The 15,768-nt window shown below is 74.8% G+C and carries 13 protein-coding genes, 1 pseudogene and 1 riboswitch; of the genes and pseudogenes, 9 read left to right on the top strand and 5 right to left on the bottom strand.

Going from position 1 to position 15,768, the window contains the following annotated elements; all coding sequences use genetic code 11:
• Positions 1–41 precede the first annotated feature (41 nt).
• The 5 genes from OF819_RS12140 to OF819_RS12120 form a co-directional block, all read right to left on the bottom strand.
• The gene (locus OF819_RS12140) at positions 42–2,300 is read right to left on the bottom strand and encodes a serine/threonine-protein kinase (protein ID WP_267243458.1); all 2,259 of its coding nucleotides are present in this window, start codon (positions 2,298–2,300) and stop codon (positions 42–44) included.
• Positions 2,282–3,259 (bottom strand): oxygenase MpaB family protein, encoded by a 978-nt coding sequence (locus OF819_RS12135; RefSeq protein WP_416370515.1) that lies wholly within the window; start codon positions 3,257–3,259, stop codon positions 2,282–2,284. The genes OF819_RS12140 and OF819_RS12135 overlap by 19 nt, the downstream gene beginning before the upstream one ends.
• Before the next feature lie 36 nt (positions 3,260–3,295).
• Positions 3,296–4,495: an acyl-CoA dehydrogenase family protein gene (locus OF819_RS12130; protein ID WP_267243457.1), complete on the bottom strand. Its 1,200-nt coding sequence runs from the start codon at positions 4,493–4,495 to the stop codon at positions 3,296–3,298.
• 87 nt (positions 4,496–4,582) lie between these two features.
• The gene (locus OF819_RS12125) at positions 4,583–6,766 is read right to left on the bottom strand and encodes a SpoIIE family protein phosphatase (RefSeq protein WP_416370514.1); all 2,184 of its coding nucleotides are present in this window, start codon (positions 6,764–6,766) and stop codon (positions 4,583–4,585) included.
• The gene (locus OF819_RS12120) at positions 6,667–8,607 is read right to left on the bottom strand and encodes a phosphodiester glycosidase family protein (protein ID WP_416370519.1); all 1,941 of its coding nucleotides are present in this window, start codon (positions 8,605–8,607) and stop codon (positions 6,667–6,669) included. The genes OF819_RS12125 and OF819_RS12120 overlap by 100 nt, the downstream gene beginning before the upstream one ends.
• A gap of 694 nt (positions 8,608–9,301) precedes the next feature.
• Here OF819_RS12120 and OF819_RS12115 point away from each other — a divergent pair.
• From OF819_RS12115 to OF819_RS12075, 9 genes and pseudogenes are all read left to right on the top strand, one after another.
• Positions 9,302–9,933 (top strand): annotated as a pseudogene (locus OF819_RS12115) (cation diffusion facilitator family transporter); the annotation flags it as partial.
• Positions 9,934–10,036: 103 nt separating this feature from the next.
• On the top strand, positions 10,037–10,378 hold the full coding sequence (locus OF819_RS12110; RefSeq protein ID WP_267243456.1) for a plasmid stabilization protein: 342 nt from the start codon (positions 10,037–10,039) through the stop codon (positions 10,376–10,378).
• A gap of 84 nt (positions 10,379–10,462) precedes the next feature.
• Positions 10,463–11,455: a dihydroxyacetone kinase subunit DhaK gene (gene dhaK / locus OF819_RS12105; protein WP_267243455.1), complete on the top strand. Its 993-nt coding sequence runs from the start codon at positions 10,463–10,465 to the stop codon at positions 11,453–11,455.
• A 62-nt stretch (positions 11,456–11,517) separates the two neighbouring features.
• Entirely contained in the window at positions 11,518–12,144 is a 627-nt protein-coding gene (gene dhaL, locus OF819_RS12100; RefSeq protein WP_267243454.1) for a dihydroxyacetone kinase subunit DhaL, read from the top strand.
• Complete coding sequence (locus OF819_RS12095) at positions 12,141–12,548, top strand: PTS-dependent dihydroxyacetone kinase phosphotransferase subunit DhaM (protein ID WP_267243453.1); 408 nt, start codon at positions 12,141–12,143, stop codon at positions 12,546–12,548. The genes dhaL and OF819_RS12095 overlap by 4 nt, the downstream gene beginning before the upstream one ends.
• A 154-nt stretch (positions 12,549–12,702) precedes the next feature.
• A riboswitch (cobalamin riboswitch) is annotated at positions 12,703–12,896 on the top strand.
• 30 nt (positions 12,897–12,926) lie between these two features.
• A complete protein-coding gene (locus tag OF819_RS12090; RefSeq protein ID WP_267243452.1) occupies positions 12,927–13,640 on the top strand; it encodes an energy-coupling factor ABC transporter permease in 714 nt (237 codons plus the stop codon).
• Entirely contained in the window at positions 13,637–14,014 is a 378-nt protein-coding gene (locus OF819_RS12085) for an energy-coupling factor ABC transporter substrate-binding protein (RefSeq protein ID WP_267243451.1), read from the top strand. The genes OF819_RS12090 and OF819_RS12085 overlap by 4 nt, the downstream gene beginning before the upstream one ends.
• A 9-nt stretch (positions 14,015–14,023) precedes the next feature.
• The gene (gene cbiQ, locus OF819_RS12080) at positions 14,024–14,773 is read left to right on the top strand and encodes a cobalt ECF transporter T component CbiQ (RefSeq protein ID WP_267243450.1); all 750 of its coding nucleotides are present in this window, start codon (positions 14,024–14,026) and stop codon (positions 14,771–14,773) included.
• Positions 14,770–15,627 carry an energy-coupling factor ABC transporter ATP-binding protein gene (locus tag OF819_RS12075; protein WP_267243449.1) on the top strand — a complete coding sequence of 286 codons (858 nt, stop codon included), beginning with the start codon at positions 14,770–14,772 and terminating at the stop codon, positions 15,625–15,627. The genes cbiQ and OF819_RS12075 overlap by 4 nt, the downstream gene beginning before the upstream one ends.
• Positions 15,628–15,768 lie beyond the last annotated feature (141 nt).

Genomic DNA, 15,768 nt, shown 5'->3' with positions numbered 1-15,768 from the left:
CCTGATGTCCGGTCCTGATGTCGCGTCACGATCTCCGGTCGTCATGCCCCGCTGTCCTGCTGAAGCGCCGCGACCCGCCGGTACCGCTCCACCGCCTCGGCGTGCCGGCCGAGGCGTTCCAGGCAGTGCGCCTCGTCGTTGCGGCTGGCGAGCGCGTCGGGGTGCTCGGGGCCCAGCACCCGGTCACGGGCGTCCGCGACCTGCCCGTACACCGCCAGGGCGTCCGACCAGCGGCCCAGCCAGCCCAGACCGACGGCGATCTCACGGCGGCTGACCAGGGTGTCGGGGTGCTCGGGGCCCAGCACCCGGGCGCGCAGAGCGCTGACGTCGCGGGCCTCGGTCAGCGCCTCCTCCCAGCGGCCCAGCCGGCCGAGGCTGACGCCCAGGCCGTGCCGGGCGCGCAGCGTTCGGGGGTCGGACGGCCCGGCGAGGCGGGTGTGGTCGGCGACGAGTCCGCGGTACGCCTCCAGGGCATCAGCGTGGCGGCCGACCCGGCCCAGACCGATGCCGACCTCGTGCCGGGCGGCGAGCGTGTCGGGGTGGTCCGCGCCCAGGGTGCGGCCGCGCGCGGAGGCCACGTCCTGGTAGATGCGCAGGGCGTCGGCCCAGCGGCCCAGCCCGGCGAGCGCGCGGGCGGCCTCGTAGCGGGTGGCGAGGGTGTCGGGGTGGTCGGGGCCGAGCACCCGGGCGCGGGCTTCGGCGACCTGGTCCGCCATGCGGCAGGAGGCGTCGAGCCGCCCCAGCCTGCCGAGGGTGAACGCCAGATTGTGCCGGCAGAGCAGGGTGTCGGGGTGCTCGGGCCCCATGGTGCGCTCCCGGGCCTCAAGCACCGCCGTGTACAGCTCGTGCGCCTCGGCGTGCCGTCCGAGCTGGCCCTGCGCGAACGCCGCTTCCTGGCGGGCGGCGAGGGTTTCGGGATGGTCCGCGCCCAGGACGCGGGTGCGGGCGTCCGCGACCTCGCCGAACGCGCGCAGCGCCTCGGCGGCACGGCCTGTCCTGCTGAGGCTGAAACCGATCTCGTAGCGGCTGGCCAGGGTGTCCGGGTGGTCGGCGCCGAGCACCCGTTCCCGCTCCGCCGCGACCGCACGGTGCACCTGTCCGGCCTCCGCCCAGCGGCCCAGCCGGCCGAGGCTGAGGGCCGCGCTGTGGCGGCTGGCGAGCACGGCGAGCACCTCGGGCGGCGGCGTGGGCCGGTCGCCGGGGCGTCCGGTTCGGGGTTCGGGGCCGGTGGCCATGCCGGGGCCGCCGTCGGCGGCGGGCGGCGGCGTCACGCCTTCGGGGAGGCCCTTGGGGAGGGTCCACGCGCCCGTCAGCCCCGCTGTGTGGTCCGGCAGCACGGGCCCCGGGAGCGCGCCCGCGGTCGCCTTGACGCCGGTGGTCATGGAACGGGCCCAGGCCGGCAGCTCCGGGTCCGCCGGGCGCGGCGGCGTGGCGACGGGTGTGCCGGCGGGCGGGGAGGTCCGGCCCAGCAGCCTGCGCAGCTCCGCTGCGCAGGCCGGGCGGGCCTCGGGGGTCTTGGCGAGCAGCCGCAGTATGGCGTGGTCCAGGAAGGCGGGCACCGCGGGGCGGCAGGCGCGCAGCGGCTGCGGCTCGGTGTCCCGGTGGCCCACGAGCACCGACCAGGAGTCCTCAAGGTCGAAGGGGGGAGCGCCGGTGGCCAGCTCGTACAGCACGCAGCCCAGCGAGTACAGATCGCTGCGGTAGTCGACCTCGCCGCCGCCGATCTGCTCGGGCGACATGTAGTGCGGGGTGCCCATGGCGATGCCGGTGCCGGTGAGGCGGGAGGTGATGCCCATGGACTCGCCGAGCCGGGCGATGCCGAAGTCGCAGATCTTCACCGTGCCGTCGGCGAGCCGCATGATGTTGGCGGGCTTGAGGTCACGGTGGACGATGCCCTGTTCATGGGTGTAGGCGAGGGCGTCGGCGATTTGGTCGGCGATGTCGACGACGTCGTCGACCGGCAGGGGACGCTGGTCGTTGTCGTCCATCAGCTGGCTGAGGTTGCGGCCTTCGAGCAGCTCCATGACGAGATACAGCACGCCTTCGTCGTCGCCGAAGTCATGGACGACGGTCACCCCGCGGTGCTGGAGGGAGGCGGCGACCCGCGCCTCGCGGCGGAAACGCTCGCGCAGCACGCGGGTGAAGGCGGGGTCGTGCTGGGGTCCGAGGGGTTTGAGGCGTTTGACGGCGACGCGCCGTCCCAGGGCTTCGTCACGGGCCTGCCAGACCTGGCCCATGCCTCCGCGTCCGATGAGTTCGAGCAGCCGGTAGCGGCCGTGGATCAGCCTCGTCTCCGCCATCGTCCGCCGTCGCCCCCGTTGTTTCGCTGCGCCCTCCCCGGCGCGTCCAGTATGACCGTCTGACCGCGGAGTTTGTACGGGGAGGGCCTGCTGCCGGGCCCGAGGCGGGCCATCGCCCTGAGGATGTGGCCGGGCGGCAGCCGCCAGCGCAGCCGGGCGGGAATGCAGCGCAGCAGGGCGCCCACGGCGACGAGACGACGCCGGGTGGGTACGGGGCCGGCGGCGGGTCTGCCGTAGAGCCGGTGGGCGTACGGGGGCAGTGCGTCGTACGCGAGCGAGGCCACGCGCCTCCAGAGCAGGGCGCGCGCCGGGAGCAGCGGCGGCGGGACCGGCGGGCGGCGCAGAAAGGCGTCGACCTCCTGCGCCTCGGGCCCTGCGGCGAGGTGCGGCAGCACGGCGCGGAAGTAGTCGGCGAGCTGGGCGGCGGTGGCGGGCACGGCGGCCGGGTCGAGGCCTATCAGGCGGGCGGCTGTGCGCTGTTCTGCGATATAGCGGTCGGCCTGGGCGTCGGTGAGGGGGAATCCGGAGCGGCGCAGCACCGTCAGATAGGAGTCGACTTCGGCGCAGTGCACCCACAGCAGCAGTTCCGGTTCGTCGATCCGGTAGCGCTCCCCGGTCGCCGGGTCGACGGCGGTCAGGGCCGCGTGCAGGCGGCGGACGCGGGCGCCCGCGCGTTCGGCCGCCCCTGCGGGGCCGTAGGTGATGGTCCCCACGAAGTCGGCGGTGCGCAGCAGCCTCCCCCATGCGTCCCGGCGGAAGTCGGAGTTCTGCAGGACCGCGCGGACCGCGCGCGGGTGCAGGGCCTGGAGGTAGAGCGCGCGGACGCCCGCGATCCACATCATCGGGTCGCCGTGCATCTGCCAGGTGACGGAGGCCGGCCCGAAGAGCCCGGGCCCCGTGTCCGGGCCGGGGCCGGTGTCCGGGCCGGCGCCCGTGTCCCGGCTGAGGTTGCCGGCCATGCTCCGACGGTACGCCTTGGCCATGGCCCGCGCCGTTCAGCGCCGTACGCGGGGCATGCCGAGGCCGAGCCAGGAGATGATCTCGCGCTGGATCTCGTTGTTGCCGCCGCCGAAGGTGAAGATGACGGCGGAGCGGTAGCCGCGTTCCAGCTCGCCGTGGAGGACGGCGCCCGCCGAGCCGTCCTTGAGCGGGCCCGCGGCGCCGGCGACCTCCATCAGCCAGGCGTAGGCGTCGCGGCGGGCCTCGGAGCCGTACACCTTGACGGCCGAGGCGTCCTGCGGGGTGAGGGTGGATTCCTGGACGGCGTTCACCATCCGCCAGTTGAGCAGTTTCATGGCGTCGAGCCTGGCGTGGGTGCGGGCGAGGCGGCCGCGGACCCAGCCGAGGTCGATGACGCGCCGTCCGTCGGCGAGTTTGGTGTCGGCGGCCCAGCGCTGGACGTCGGCGAGGGCGCGGATGGCGGTCGTGCCGTGGGCGGCGAGGGTGACGCGCTCATGGTTGAGCTGGTTGGTGATCAGCCGCCAGCCGTCGTTCTCCCGGCCGACGCGGCGGGAGGCGGGGACGCGGATGTTCTCGTAGTGACTGGCGGTGGTGTCGTGTCCGGCGAGTGTGGTGATGAGGGTGCAGGAGTAGCCGGGGTCGTCGGTCGGCACCAGCAGCATGGTGATGCCCTTGTGCGGCGGTGTGCCGTCGTCCGGGGCCGCGGTGCGCACGGCGAGCCAGACCCAGTCGGCGGTGTCGCCGTTGGTGGTCCAGATCTTCTGCCCGTTGACGAGATAGCTGCCGGTCTCCTCGTCTCCCTCGCGTACGGCGCGGGTCTTCAGGGCGGCGAGGTCGGTGCCCGCGTCGGGTTCGCTGTAGCCGATGGCGAAGTCGATCTCGCCGGAGAGAATCCGGGGGAGGAAGTAGGCCTTCTGCTCCTCGCTGCCGTACTGCATGAGGGTGGGGCCGACGGTGTTCAGGGCCATCAGCGGCAGCGGCACCCCGGCCTGGGCGGCCTCGTCGAAGAAGATGAACTGCTCCATGGGGGTCAGCCCGCGGCCGCCGTACTCCTCGGGCCAGCCGACGCCCAGCCAGCCGTCCGCGCCCAGACGGCGGATGGTGCGGCGGTAGTACGCCTTCTGCTCGGCCGGGTCGGCGTACCGCGCGGAGGCGTGATCCGGCGTCAGCCGGGCGAAGTAGGCACGCAGCTCGGTGCGCAACCGCTGCTGCTCGGGCGTGTATTCGAGGTGCACGGGACCCTCCCGGGTGCTCGCTGATGCTCGCGGTACGTCCCTCTGGCGTGCGCAGACTAGAACGCGTTCCATAAATCCGGAAGGGCTTCAGCGGTGCGGGCGGAGCAGCAGCAGCGCGATGTCGTCGCCGCGATCGGGCGACCCGGCCGCCGTCTCCTCGATCAGGCGGTCGGCCAGCTCTTCCAGCGGCCGGTCCCCGCTGCTCTCCAGCCGGTCAGCCACCTGTGCCAGCGCCCGGTCCAGGTCGACGCCGGGGGCCTCGATCAGGCCGTCCGTGTACAGGACGAGCACGGAGCCGGGGCTCAGCGGGACGGCGGAGGTCGGGTAGACGGCCGCCGGGTCGACGCCGAGGAGCGGCCCGCCGGGGATGTCGAGGACATGGACCGTGCCGCCGGGGACGCGCAGCAGGGGCTGCGGATGGCCGGCGCGGGCGACCAGGGCGCGGTGCCGCGGCAGGTCCAGATGGAGATAGGCGCAGCTGGCGAGCAGGTCGACGTCGAGGCCGATGAGCAACAGGTTGGTGGACGCCATGACCGTGCCGGGCTGCCGGCCGACGGCCGTGTAGGCGCGTACGGCGGTGCGGATCTGGCCCATCAGCCCGGCGGCGGTGACGTTGTGTCCCTGGACGTCGCCGATGACGGCGGCGGCCTGGACGCCCGCGGGGGCGGCGGCTGCGGCCTGGTCCTCGTCGGTGTCCTGGCCGGTGCGGATCAGATCGTAGAAGTCGCCTCCGATGTCCATGCCCTGGGTGCCCGGCAGATAGCGGGCGGCCACCTCCAGGCCGGGCAGCCGGGGCAGGGAGTGCGGCAGCAGCGCGGACTGCAGCCCATGGGCGAGGCGGTGCTTGGCGTCGTACAGCCGGGCGCGCTCCAGCGCCTGGGCGACGAGCCCGCCGAGGCTGGTGAGCACGGCCCGCTCATCGGCGGGGAACCGGTGCGGCTCCGTATAGCCGAGGACGCAGGTGCCGACGGGGCGGCCGGAGGCGATCAGCGGCAGAAACGCCCAGGCGGACATCCCGTCCGGAGTGGCGACGCGCGCGGGGTAGATCGTCTCCAGCTCCTCGCGTGTCTCGAAGAACGACGGCACGCCCGTCGCCAGCGCCTGGGCGCTCGGCCGGGGGGCGGACAGCGGTATGCCGTCGTAGTGTTCTGCAGCCGAGGGGTCCGGGTATCCGCGGTGCCCGAGGAGGCGCAGCCGTCCGGCCTCAGGGACGAGGACGGCCAGGGTGCGGCTGCCCACCGCGGGCATGATCTCGTCGGCGACGAGGTCGATGACGTCCGTGACCGAGACGGCCTCGGTGAGCGCGCTGGCCAGATTCAGCAGATGGGAGATGGCCACCAGCCCCGCCGGGTGCCGGCCCGGCTCCGCCGCCGGCTTGTCCCGCCCCGCGCCCCGGGCCGGGCTGATCACCACGCTCAGACCGCTTCTGCTGGGATACAGCCGGAACGTCAGCCAGTCCTGCGGGGGGCGCAGCGCCACGAACGACGCGGGGTGCTGGCTGATCAGCGCGGCTCGGTAGCGGTCCTCGTAGACCGGGTCGTTCAGCCAGGGGAGGGTGTTCCACGGCTTGCCGCCGAGCAGTTCGCGTGCGGGCCGCCCCAGCAGTTCGGCCGCGGCGGGGTTGGCATAGGTGACGCGGCCGTTCACGTCCAGGGCGCACAGGCCGTCCGGAATCCGGGCGGCCAGCTGCGCCGCCTCGGCCGCGCCGGTCGTGCCCGCCATGGCGGAGGGCCCGAGGAAGTCGGCCTCCGGCAGCACCGGGCGGCCCGCCTCCGCGGCCCGCTCCAGCCGCAGCGCGAGCCGGTCGCAGGCCGCGACGAGGGCGGCGTGCTCCGCGTCGGACAGCTCGGGCGGATGGGAGCCGGGCCAGGTGGCGAACACGGCCCCGTACACGGTGTCAGCCCTGATGACGGGCAGCGCGGCGATGGTGAAGGGATACGGGAGGACCACGGCGATACGGGGATACCGGCGGGCCATGTCCTCCTCGCCCGCGACCCAGACGAGCCGGCGCTCGCGGACGGCGTCCGCGACGGGTACGGGCGCGGCGAGGGCGACGCGCTCCCAGGGCGCGGCGAAGGCGCGGGGCAGCCCGGCCATGACGGCCATCTCCAGCACGGCGTCCTCCGGTGACAGCAGGTACACCGCGCCCGCGTGCGCCCCGACGTCGTCCATCATCCCGGCGAGGGCGAGCGACAGCAGGGGGTGCGCCCCCTCGCTCCCGGCTTCGGGGGGCCCTGAGGGGGAGGCGGTTCGGTCGGACACGGGCACCACCTCGTTCCGCAGCCGTCATGACCAAGGCTGCCCGGGATTGCGGGGTGGCGCACGGTGGGCCCGAAACCGGGCGCGGCGGGGGCGGCGGTCACCGTGAGGGTGGCAGTCAGGCCGCCCGCGGCAGCCGTGATCAGGCCCGTGCCGCCTCCGGCGCGGGCGGTGACGGTGAAGGAGCCGCGGCCGTCGTCGTGTACCTCGAAGCGGGTGCGGTCGTAGGCGAGGGTGACGTCGGCCGGTTCGACGGGCGCGCCGGCGCCGTCGGCGTCATGTCCGAAGAGGCCGAAGGTTTTGGCGGCCGTGCTGTCGGGGAGGGCGATATGCCGGACGGTCGGCTCCAGGCGGGCGAGTTCGCCGAGGACGGTCAGTTCGATGCCGCCGTGTGCGGGGCCCCGGTGCGCCCGTACGGCGGTGGCGCCTGGGCGCCGTGCGTGGAAGACCCCGTGCCGGTCGATCCGGCCGACTCGGGGCCGTACGACGTGCCAGTGCGGCTCTCCGGGGGCCGGGCCATAGGCCTCATCGTGGCCCGCGGCGGTGAGTCGGCGCGTCAGGCCGGGGAACACCCTGTCCGCCGCGGCGGCGGCCGTCTGGACCCAGAAGCCCTTCAGCCGGCCGCTGCCGTCGGGCGCGGTGAGCGCCAGGCCGTTGGGCACGGGGCGCTCGCGGCCCCCGGAGGGGCTGTTCCGCAGGGTCACGGCATCGCTGCCGACGTCGCGTGCGACGAGGGTGGAGGAGCCGCCGCCGTCAAGGTTGAGCGCGTGGTGCGCGCCCGCCCGGCGCATCATCGCGGCGAGTTCGGTGAGGGTGACGCCCGCGCTGGCGGCCTGCCGCCCGTCGACGGTGAGCAGATGCATGACGCGCCCGTCGCGGGAGAAGCCGACGGCGGTGCGCGGGGCGGCGGCGTTGTTGGGGCGGCCCTCGTGGCTGAGCGGCACGCCGTCGACGACGAGGAGTTCCCGCCCGCCGACGGCGGTGCGCGGCACGGGTCCGCCGTCCGCGCGGGGCCGGAACCCCCAGGACACCCGGTCGCCGGGCCGGAGCGCGGCGAGCGCCGCGGCCCCGGAGCCGCGCCCGACGAGGGCGGCCGCACCGGCGGGGACCGGCCCGCTGCCGGGCCGGCCGGCGACGGAGACGACCGTGCCGTCACGGACGAGGGCCTCCGCGGTGCGGTCCGCGGTGTCGACGGTGAGGGCGCGGTCGGCGGCGCCCCAGGCCGGGGTGTAGAGGCCGACGCCGTCCGCGGGGACGTTCGCCGCGTTGTAGGCGGCGAGGGGGCGCGTGCCCGAGGGGAGCGTGAGCGTGCCGTCGAAGTACAGCTTCAGGATGCGGCCGGCTCCGCCGGGGCCGATGCCTGCGGCGCGGTGCGCGCCGGGGGCGGGCGAGTGGGTCAGCCGGCCGTCGCCGATGCCGGGGCCCTGCGGGGCGCCGGTCTGGCCGAGGTCGAAGAAGTCCGCGTTGACGGCGGCGACCGTGCGGCGGCCCGCGCCCGGCCGGTGGTGCGCGGCGAGTTCGGTCAGGGCGCGGCGGCCGGTGACCGTGCCGGTGGACAGATAGTCGACGCGGACGCCGGTGCGGGCGTCGAGGTCGACGGTGAGGGCGTGGGCGCGCAGCCGGGCTCCGGCGTCCTGGCGGACGTAGGAGGCGAGGCGGACGCCGGGGGCGACGGGACGGGCGGTGCGGACGGTGCAGGTGGTGCAGGTGGTGTCAGCACCGTCGCGTACGCCGGGGACGCCGGGGACACCTGCGGCACCTGGGACGCCGGTGCCGGTGCCGTGTACGGCGTCCGCCGGGGCGGTCTGGTGCGGCGGACGGTCCACGACGGCGGGCGGGGCGGGCACGGCCATGGCAGGGGGCACTGCGCCGAGCGTCAGCGCGGCCGCCGTCAGCAGGGGCGCGAGGAGGCGTCGTGTTCGCCGTGGGGCTCTCCTCGGTGCTCTGCCCGGTACTCGCCTCGGGGCCACAGGTTCTCCTGGAGTGCGGCTGGTTGAGCATGCGTCAGCGGTCCGCGGAACTCGACGTGCGGCGTCTCGGCCCCCGGCTGCGCGCGCCGGGGGCTCACGGGAACCGTAGGGAGTACGGCGGACGCCGCGGGAACGGCGCGCCGTTCGGTCCGCGCGTCTCGTCCCGCGAGAACCGCTCGCCGCCGGCCGGCGCCGCGGCTGCCAGCGCCGCCGTGCGCCGCCACGGGGCCTTACGCATGCCGGGGTGAGGCGCGGACAGTCCGACGGCAGGACCCGGGTGACGGTCCTGGTGGCGCTTGCCGCGAATCTGGTGATCGCGGCCGCGAAGGCTGTCGGCGGGCTGGGGAGTGTCGTCAAAGTGGCGTCGTCCGCCCGGAGGGCGGGCCGGGCGCGTCTGGTGCTGGGGGCGCCCCCGCGCCCGAAGGGCCGCGGGGGAGATCGCAAGGCGCAGGGTGGGGGCGCCTCCCGGGCCGCCAGGCCCAGGGGGAGAGAGCACAGCGGGCTGCGCTGACGACCGACAACGCCGCGAGGGTGCGCGCCAGACGCCGCCCGGCAGACGGGACTTCGACGACACGACCTAGCGGCCGGCTCCCCCGCGCTGCTGTCCGAGGCCGCGCACTCCGTCGCCGACACGGCGAACGAGGTCTTCCTGCTGATCGCGCTGCGCCGCAGCCGCCGCCCGGCGGACGCGCATCACCCCTTCGGCTATGGCAAGGAACGCTATTTTTTCGGCGTGACGAGGGCCGCGATCCGGCGCTGCGCACGGTGATCGCGGAGGACGGCGCTGCCGTCGTGGGGGTGCTGCTCGCCATGGCCGGCATGGCGCTGCACCTGGTCACCGGGCAGGTGATGTGGGAGGCGGCGGCGTCGCTGGCGATCGGGCTGCTGCTGGTCTTCATCGCCTGCCGGCTGGGCCGCGAGGCGCGTGACCGGCTGATCGGCGAGTCCGTCGACCCCTGGCTGAGCGCGCGGATGCGGGAGCTGCTGTCCGCCCAGCCGGAGATCGACAATGTGGCGGATCTGCTGACGATGCGCCTGGGGCCCGACTCCACGCTGGTGGCCGCGCGGGTGGATCTGGCGCCCGGCCTGGACAGCGAGGAGATCGAGCTGATCTGCATGCGCATCAAGCGGAGCATCCGCAGCGTCTGGCCGGAGGTCGACCATGTGTTCCTGGACATCACGGAGGCGCCGGGGCCGGACACCGTGTGAAAGGCGGCGCGGGTGATTCGGCGGGGCCGCCCGGGGTACTCGCGACCTGCGTTGTCGCGCCCCCGACGCCGTCTGGGGGCCTCGCAGGGAAGGAAGGCTGACCATGCCTCGCGGATCCGGCCCGAAACGGGAGCGGCAGTACGAGCACATCAAGGAGAGCGCCCTGGAGCGCGGCGAGAGCGAGGCCCGGGCCAAGGAGATCGCCTCCCGCACCGTCAACAAGGAGCGGGCGCGGAAGGGCGAGTCCGAGAGGGCGAGCCGTGTCTCGACCGAGGACATGTCCTCCGGCCGCCGCGGCGGGCAGCGCTCCCACAAGGGCGCGCAGGGGCCGACGTACGACCAGCTGTACGAGGAGGCCAGGCGGCGCGATGTGGAGGGCCGCTCCAAGATGAGCAAGGCCGAGCTGGCGCAGGCGCTGGGCGGCAAGAAGAGCGGGCCGCGGTGAAGTGACCTGTGCGGGGGCCGGGCTCGATACTGGCCCGGACGCACTGCCCGGCCGGACGTCTGCCCGCCCCCAAGGAGGCATCACATGCGCATGCTCATCAATGTGCCCGAGACCGTCGTACCGGACGCGCTGCGCGGTTTCGCCGCGGCGCACCCCGAACTGACCGTGGATGTCGAGAACCGGGTGATCGTGCGGCGGGACGCGCCGGTCGCCGGGCAGGTCGCGCTGGTCTCCGGCGGCGGGTCGGGGCACGAGCCGCTGCACGGGGGCTTCGTGGGCCCGGGGATGCTGGCCGCCGCCTGTCCCGGCGAGGTGTTCACCTCGCCGGTGCCCGACCAGATGGTGCGGGCCGCCGCGGCCGTCGACAGCGGGGAGGGCGTCCTCTTCGTCGTCAAGAACTACACGGGAGACGTGCTGAATTTTGACATGGCCGCCGAACTCGCCGAGGACGAGGGCGTGCGGCTGGCCAAGGTCCTGATCGACGACGACATCGCGGTGACCGACAGCCTCTACACCGCGGGCCGCCGCGGCACGGGCGCGACCCTGTTCGCAGAGAAGATCGCGGGTGCGGCGGCCGAGGAGGGCGCCCCGCTGGAGCGGGTGGAGTCGATCGCCCGCCGGGTCAACGACAACGCGCGGAGTTTCGGCGTGGCCCTGAGTGCCTGCACAACGCCCGCGAAGGGCAGTCCGACGTTCGATCTGCCGCCGGGCGAGCTGGAGTTGGGGATCGGCATCCACGGCGAGCCGGGGCGGGAGCGGCGCGCCATGATGACCTCGCGGGAGATCGCGGACTTCACCGTGCATGCGCTGCTGGACGACCTTCCCACGTCCGGTCCGGTGATCGTGCTGGTCAACGGCATGGGGGCGACGCCGCTGCTGGAGCTGTACGGCTTCAACGCCGAGGTGCAGCGGGTGCTGGCGGAACGGCGGGTGGCAGTGGCGCGTACGCTCGTGGGGAACTATGTGACCTCGCTCGACATGGCGGGCTGCTCGGTGACGATCTGCCAGATCGACGAGGAACTGCTGCGGCTGTGGGATGCGCCGGTGCAGACGCCGGCGCTGCGGTGGGGTCGCTGACGAACCCCTCGCCGGGGCGCAGCCGTCGCCGCGGCGATGACGACGACAGCGGGAGTGACCGAGTGACCGAGGCAGCGCCTGCGCTCGACGCGGGCTTCTTCCACCGCTGGCTGACCGCCGCGGCGGCGGCCGTGGACCGTGCGGCGGACCGGCTGACCGAACTGGACGCGGCGATCGGCGACGCCGACCACGGCAGCAATCTCCAGCGGGGGTTCGCCGCGGTGACGGCCGTACTGGAGAAGGACGCTCCGGACACGCCGGGTGCCGTGCTGACGCTGGCCGGACGGCAGCTGATCTCCACGGTGGGCGGTGCGTCGGGGCCCCTGTACGGGACGCTGCTGCGCCGCACCGGCAAGGCCCTGGGCGATGCGGCGGAGGTGACGCCCGCGCAGCTTGCGGAGGCGCTCGGCGCGGGCGTGGCCGCGGTGGCGCAGCTGGGCGGGGCGAAGGCCGGGGACAAGACGATGCTGGACGCGCTGCTGCCGGCCGCACAGGCGCTGCGCGAGTCGTTCGAGGCGGCCCGTGCGGCGGCGGAGCGCGGAGCCCTGGACACGGTGCCGCTGCTCGCCCGCAAGGGCCGGGCGAGCTATCTCGGCGAGCGCAGCATCGGCCATCAGGACCCGGGCGCGACGTCGTCCGCGCTGTTGGTGGCCACGCTGGCGGACGTCGCCGCCGGGGAGGGGTCATGAGCGGTGGGCCGGTGGGCGTCGTGCTCGTCTCGCACAGCGCGGCCGTGGCGCAGTCGGCGGCGGATCTGGCCAGGGGCCTCGCGGGCGGCGGGGAGACCGTCTCGGTCGCGGCGGCCGGAGGCGGTCCCGACGGCGGTCTGGGCACCAGCGCGGAGCTGATCGTCGAGGCCGCGCGGGCGGTCGACCGGGGCGCGGGCGTCGCGCTGCTGGCCGACCTGGGCAGCGCCGTGCTGACGGTCAAGGCGCTGCTTGAGGAGGGCGGCGAACTCCCGGAGGGCGCACGGCTGGTGGACGCTCCGTTCGTGGAGGGAGCGATCGCCGCGGTGGTCACGGCCTCGTCCGGCGGCGACCTGGACGCGGTGGAGGCGGCGGCCTCGGAGGCGTACGCGTACCGCAAGGTCTGACCGGACGCGGGGGCGTACGCGTACCGCACCGGTACGCGCAGTGTGACCGGCCGCGGCGGGCCGCGGAGCCCCGGACAGGGGGCGCGGAGGGCGCGAGCGGCGGGCGCGAGGGGGGTGCGTCCGCGCGCGGGTTGTGATGTCGCTGGTGGGAGCACTAGTGTCACACCGCCTTGGTGACGGGAAACCGGTGCGGTACCGGTGCGGCCCTCGCCACTGTGATCGGGAAGTCCGGCTCCATCCCTTCGGGGAGCCACTGGGACGCCGCGGGAGACCGCGGCCCCCGGGAAGGCGGAGTCCGGGCGGCGTGACCCGTCAGCCAGGAGACCGGCCAAGGCGCGTTGTCCATCCACGAGGTGCTGGAGAGGGTCTCCCAATACCATGCATATAGCCGAGGGGTATCTGCCCCCGTTGCACGCGGTCGCCTGGGGCGCCGCGGCCGCCCCCTTCGTCGTCCACGGAGTGCGGGCGCTGACCCGCGAGGTCAAGGCCAATCCCGATTCGACGCTGCTGCTCGGCGCGTCCGGTGCGTTCACGTTCGTCCTGTCCGCGTTGAAGATCCCGTCTGTGACGGGCAGTTGCTCCCATCCCACCGGCACCGGCCTCGGGGCGATTCTGTTCAGACCTCCGATCATGGCGGTGCTGGGCACCATCACCCTGCTGTTCCAGGCGCTGCTGCTGGCGCATGGCGGGCTGACGACACTCGGGGCGAACGCCTTCTCGATGGCGATTGTCGGGCCATGGGCCGGATACGGCGTCTACCGTCTGCTGAGACGGTCCGGTCTGCCGCTGATGGCCAGCGTGTTCTTCGGCGCGTTCGCCGCCGATCTGTCGACGTACTGCGTCACCAGCGTGCAGCTCGCGCTGGCCTTTCCCGACCCCGCCTCCGGCGTCCTCGGCGCGCTGGCGAAGTTCGGCGGCATCTTCGCCGTCACCCAGCTTCCGCTGGCCGTCAGCGAAGGCCTGCTCACCGTGCTGGTGATGCGGCTGCTGGTCCAGTCGAGCAAGGGTGAGCTGACCCGGCTCGGTGTGCTGCTCAGCGGCGGCAGGGGCGGAAAGAACAGTGCGAACACGACGGAGGCCACGGTCCGATGAGCCGCAACGCGAAGATCAATGCTCTGCTGCTGGCGATCGTGGCCGCGCTCGCGGTGCTGCCGCTGGCGCTCGGGCTCGGGGACCACAAGGAGGAGCCGTTCGCGGGCGCGGACGGCGAGGCCGAGGCGGCGATCACCGAGATCGAGCCGGACTACGAGCCGTGGTTCTCTCCGCTGTACGAGCCGCCGTCCGGTGAGGTCGAGTCCGCGCTGTTCGCGGTGCAGGCGGCGCTCGGCGCGGGGGTGCTGGCGTACTACTTCGGGCTCCGCAGGGGCCGCCGCCAGGGCGCGGAGCGGGCGGCCGGGCAGCCGGCCGGGACCGGCGGGGAGGTGGAGGCCCCAGCGGGCGGGGCGGCCGGCGCGAGCGCCTCGTAAGCCCGGGACATGCTGCCCATCGACGCGGCGGCGCACAGCAGCCGCTGGCGCCGCCGTCACCCGTGTGAGAAGGCCTTCCTCGCCCTCGGGCTGACCGCGACGGCCGTCGGCCTCCCGCCCTGGCCCGGAGCGCCGCTGGTCGCCGCCGCCACGCTCGCCGTGCTCCTCGGCCCGGCCGGGGTGGCGCCCCGTCAGCTGTGGCGGGCCTTCCGCATCCCCCTGGGATTCTGTGTCACCGGCGCCGTGCCGCTGCTGTTCGCGGTCGGCGGCGACGGCGCGTTCATCTCCCTCGCCCCCGGCGGGCCCGCGGACGCCGGGCGGCTGCTGCTGCGCACCTCGGCGGCCTCGCTCGGCGTGCTGCTGTTCGCGTTCACCACACCGGTCTCCGATGTGCTGCCCCGGCTGGCACGCGCGGGTGTGCCGCCCGCGGTGGTGGATGTGGCGCTGGTGATGTACCGGATCACGTTTCTGCTGCTCGACTCGGTCAGCCAGGTGCGGCAGGCGCAGGCGGCACGGCTCGGCCATACGACCAGGGCCGCGGCCTGGCGCTCGCTGGCCGGCCTCGGCGCGACCGCGTTCGTCCGGGCCTTCGACCGGGCGGGCCGGATGCAGACGGGGCTCGCCGGGCGCGGCTACGACGGCACGCTGCGCGTTCTGGTGCCCGCGGCGACGGTCTCGCGGGCGTTCCTCGCCGGGGCCGCCGCGCTGCTCGCCGGGCTCGTCTGCCTCACTCTCGTCCTCGAAAGGCACCTCCGATGAACCAGCGCCAGCCTGCGGCGGCCACGCCCGTCGTCGAGCTCGTCGACGCCTGCTTCGCGTACGAGGACGGGCCGCCGGTGCTCAGCGGCGTCGGCTTCGCCCTGCCCGAGGGCCGTGCCACGGCGCTGCTCGGCCGCAACGGCAGCGGGAAGACGACGCTGCTGCGGCTGCTCAGCGGCGGACTGCGGTGCTCGTCGGGCCGGCTGCGGCTGGGCGGGGAGACCGTCGCCCACGACCGGGCGGGGCTGACCCGGCTGCGCACTGCCGTGCAGCTGGTGGTGCAGGACCCGGACGACCAGCTGTTCGCCGCGTCGGTCGCGCAGGACGTGTCCTTCGGCCCCATGAACCTGGGGCTTTCGGAGGCGGAGGTGCGGGAGAGGGTGGAGGAGGCCCTCACGGCGCTGGACATCGCCGCGCTGCGCGACCGTCCGACGCATCTGCTGTCGTACGGGCAGCGCAAGCGCGCGGCGATCGCCGGGGCGGTGGCGATGCGTCCTCGGGTGCTGATCCTGGACGAGCCGACGGCAGGGCTCGACCCGCACGGCCAGGAGCGGCTGCTCAAGGTCCTGGCGCGGCTGCGGGAGGCGGGCGCCACGGTGGTGATGGCGACGCACGATGTGGACCTCGCGCTGCGCTGGGCGGACGACGCCGCGGTGCTCACCCCGCAGGGGCTGCGCACCGGACCCGCGGCCGAACTCCTCGCGGACCGGGAGCTGCTGGCCGCGGCCCGGCTGCGCAGACCGTGGGGCGCGGCCGCGGCGGAGGTGCTGCGCGCGCACGGCCTCCTTCCCGACGGCGCGCCGGGCCCGCGCACCCCGGAGGAGCTGGAGGCGCTGGCCTCGCCGGCGGTGTAGCCGCCGGTGCGGACGGCCTTACGGGTGCGTGCCGGGCCCCGCGGCGCGTGGCTGTCGCGCGTCGCGGGCGGCCCGCGTCAGCCCCTCCCGGGGCCGCCGCCAGCGGCAGCTGGGACCCACCCGCGACAGCGGCCCCGCCCA

It is taken from the genome of Streptomyces sp. PR69 (assembly GCF_026420845.1).
Classification (GTDB): Bacteria; Actinomycetota; Actinomycetes; order Streptomycetales; family Streptomycetaceae; genus Streptomyces.
The sequence above is the reverse complement of the archived record's forward strand: the minus strand, read 5'-3'. Positions and strand labels throughout refer to the sequence as shown.

Bases quoted from the DNA above. Each gene is read 5' to 3' on its own strand.
- cbiQ (WP_267243450.1), top strand. From the start codon at position 14,024: ATGCTGCCCATCGACGCGGCGGCGCACAGCAGCCGCTGGCGCCGCCGT.
- OF819_RS12110 (WP_267243456.1), top strand. From the start codon at position 10,037: ATGCCTCGCGGATCCGGCCCGAAACGGGAGCGGCAGTACGAGCACATC.
- OF819_RS12075 (WP_267243449.1), top strand. From the start codon at position 14,770: ATGAACCAGCGCCAGCCTGCGGCGGCCACGCCCGTCGTCGAGCTCGTC.
- OF819_RS12140 (WP_267243458.1), bottom strand. From the start codon at position 2,300: ATGGCGGAGACGAGGCTGATCCACGGCCGCTACCGGCTGCTCGAACTC.
- OF819_RS12135 (WP_416370515.1), bottom strand. From the start codon at position 3,259: ATGGCCGGCAACCTCAGCCGGGACACGGGCGCCGGCCCGGACACCGGC.
- OF819_RS12120 (WP_416370519.1), bottom strand. From the start codon at position 8,607: ATGGCCGTGCCCGCCCCGCCCGCCGTCGTGGACCGTCCGCCGCACCAG.
- OF819_RS12095 (WP_267243453.1), top strand. From the start codon at position 12,141: ATGAGCGGTGGGCCGGTGGGCGTCGTGCTCGTCTCGCACAGCGCGGCC.
- OF819_RS12085 (WP_267243451.1), top strand. From the start codon at position 13,637: ATGAGCCGCAACGCGAAGATCAATGCTCTGCTGCTGGCGATCGTGGCC.
- OF819_RS12090 (WP_267243452.1), top strand. From the start codon at position 12,927: ATGCATATAGCCGAGGGGTATCTGCCCCCGTTGCACGCGGTCGCCTGG.
- dhaK (WP_267243455.1), top strand. From the start codon at position 10,463: ATGCGCATGCTCATCAATGTGCCCGAGACCGTCGTACCGGACGCGCTG.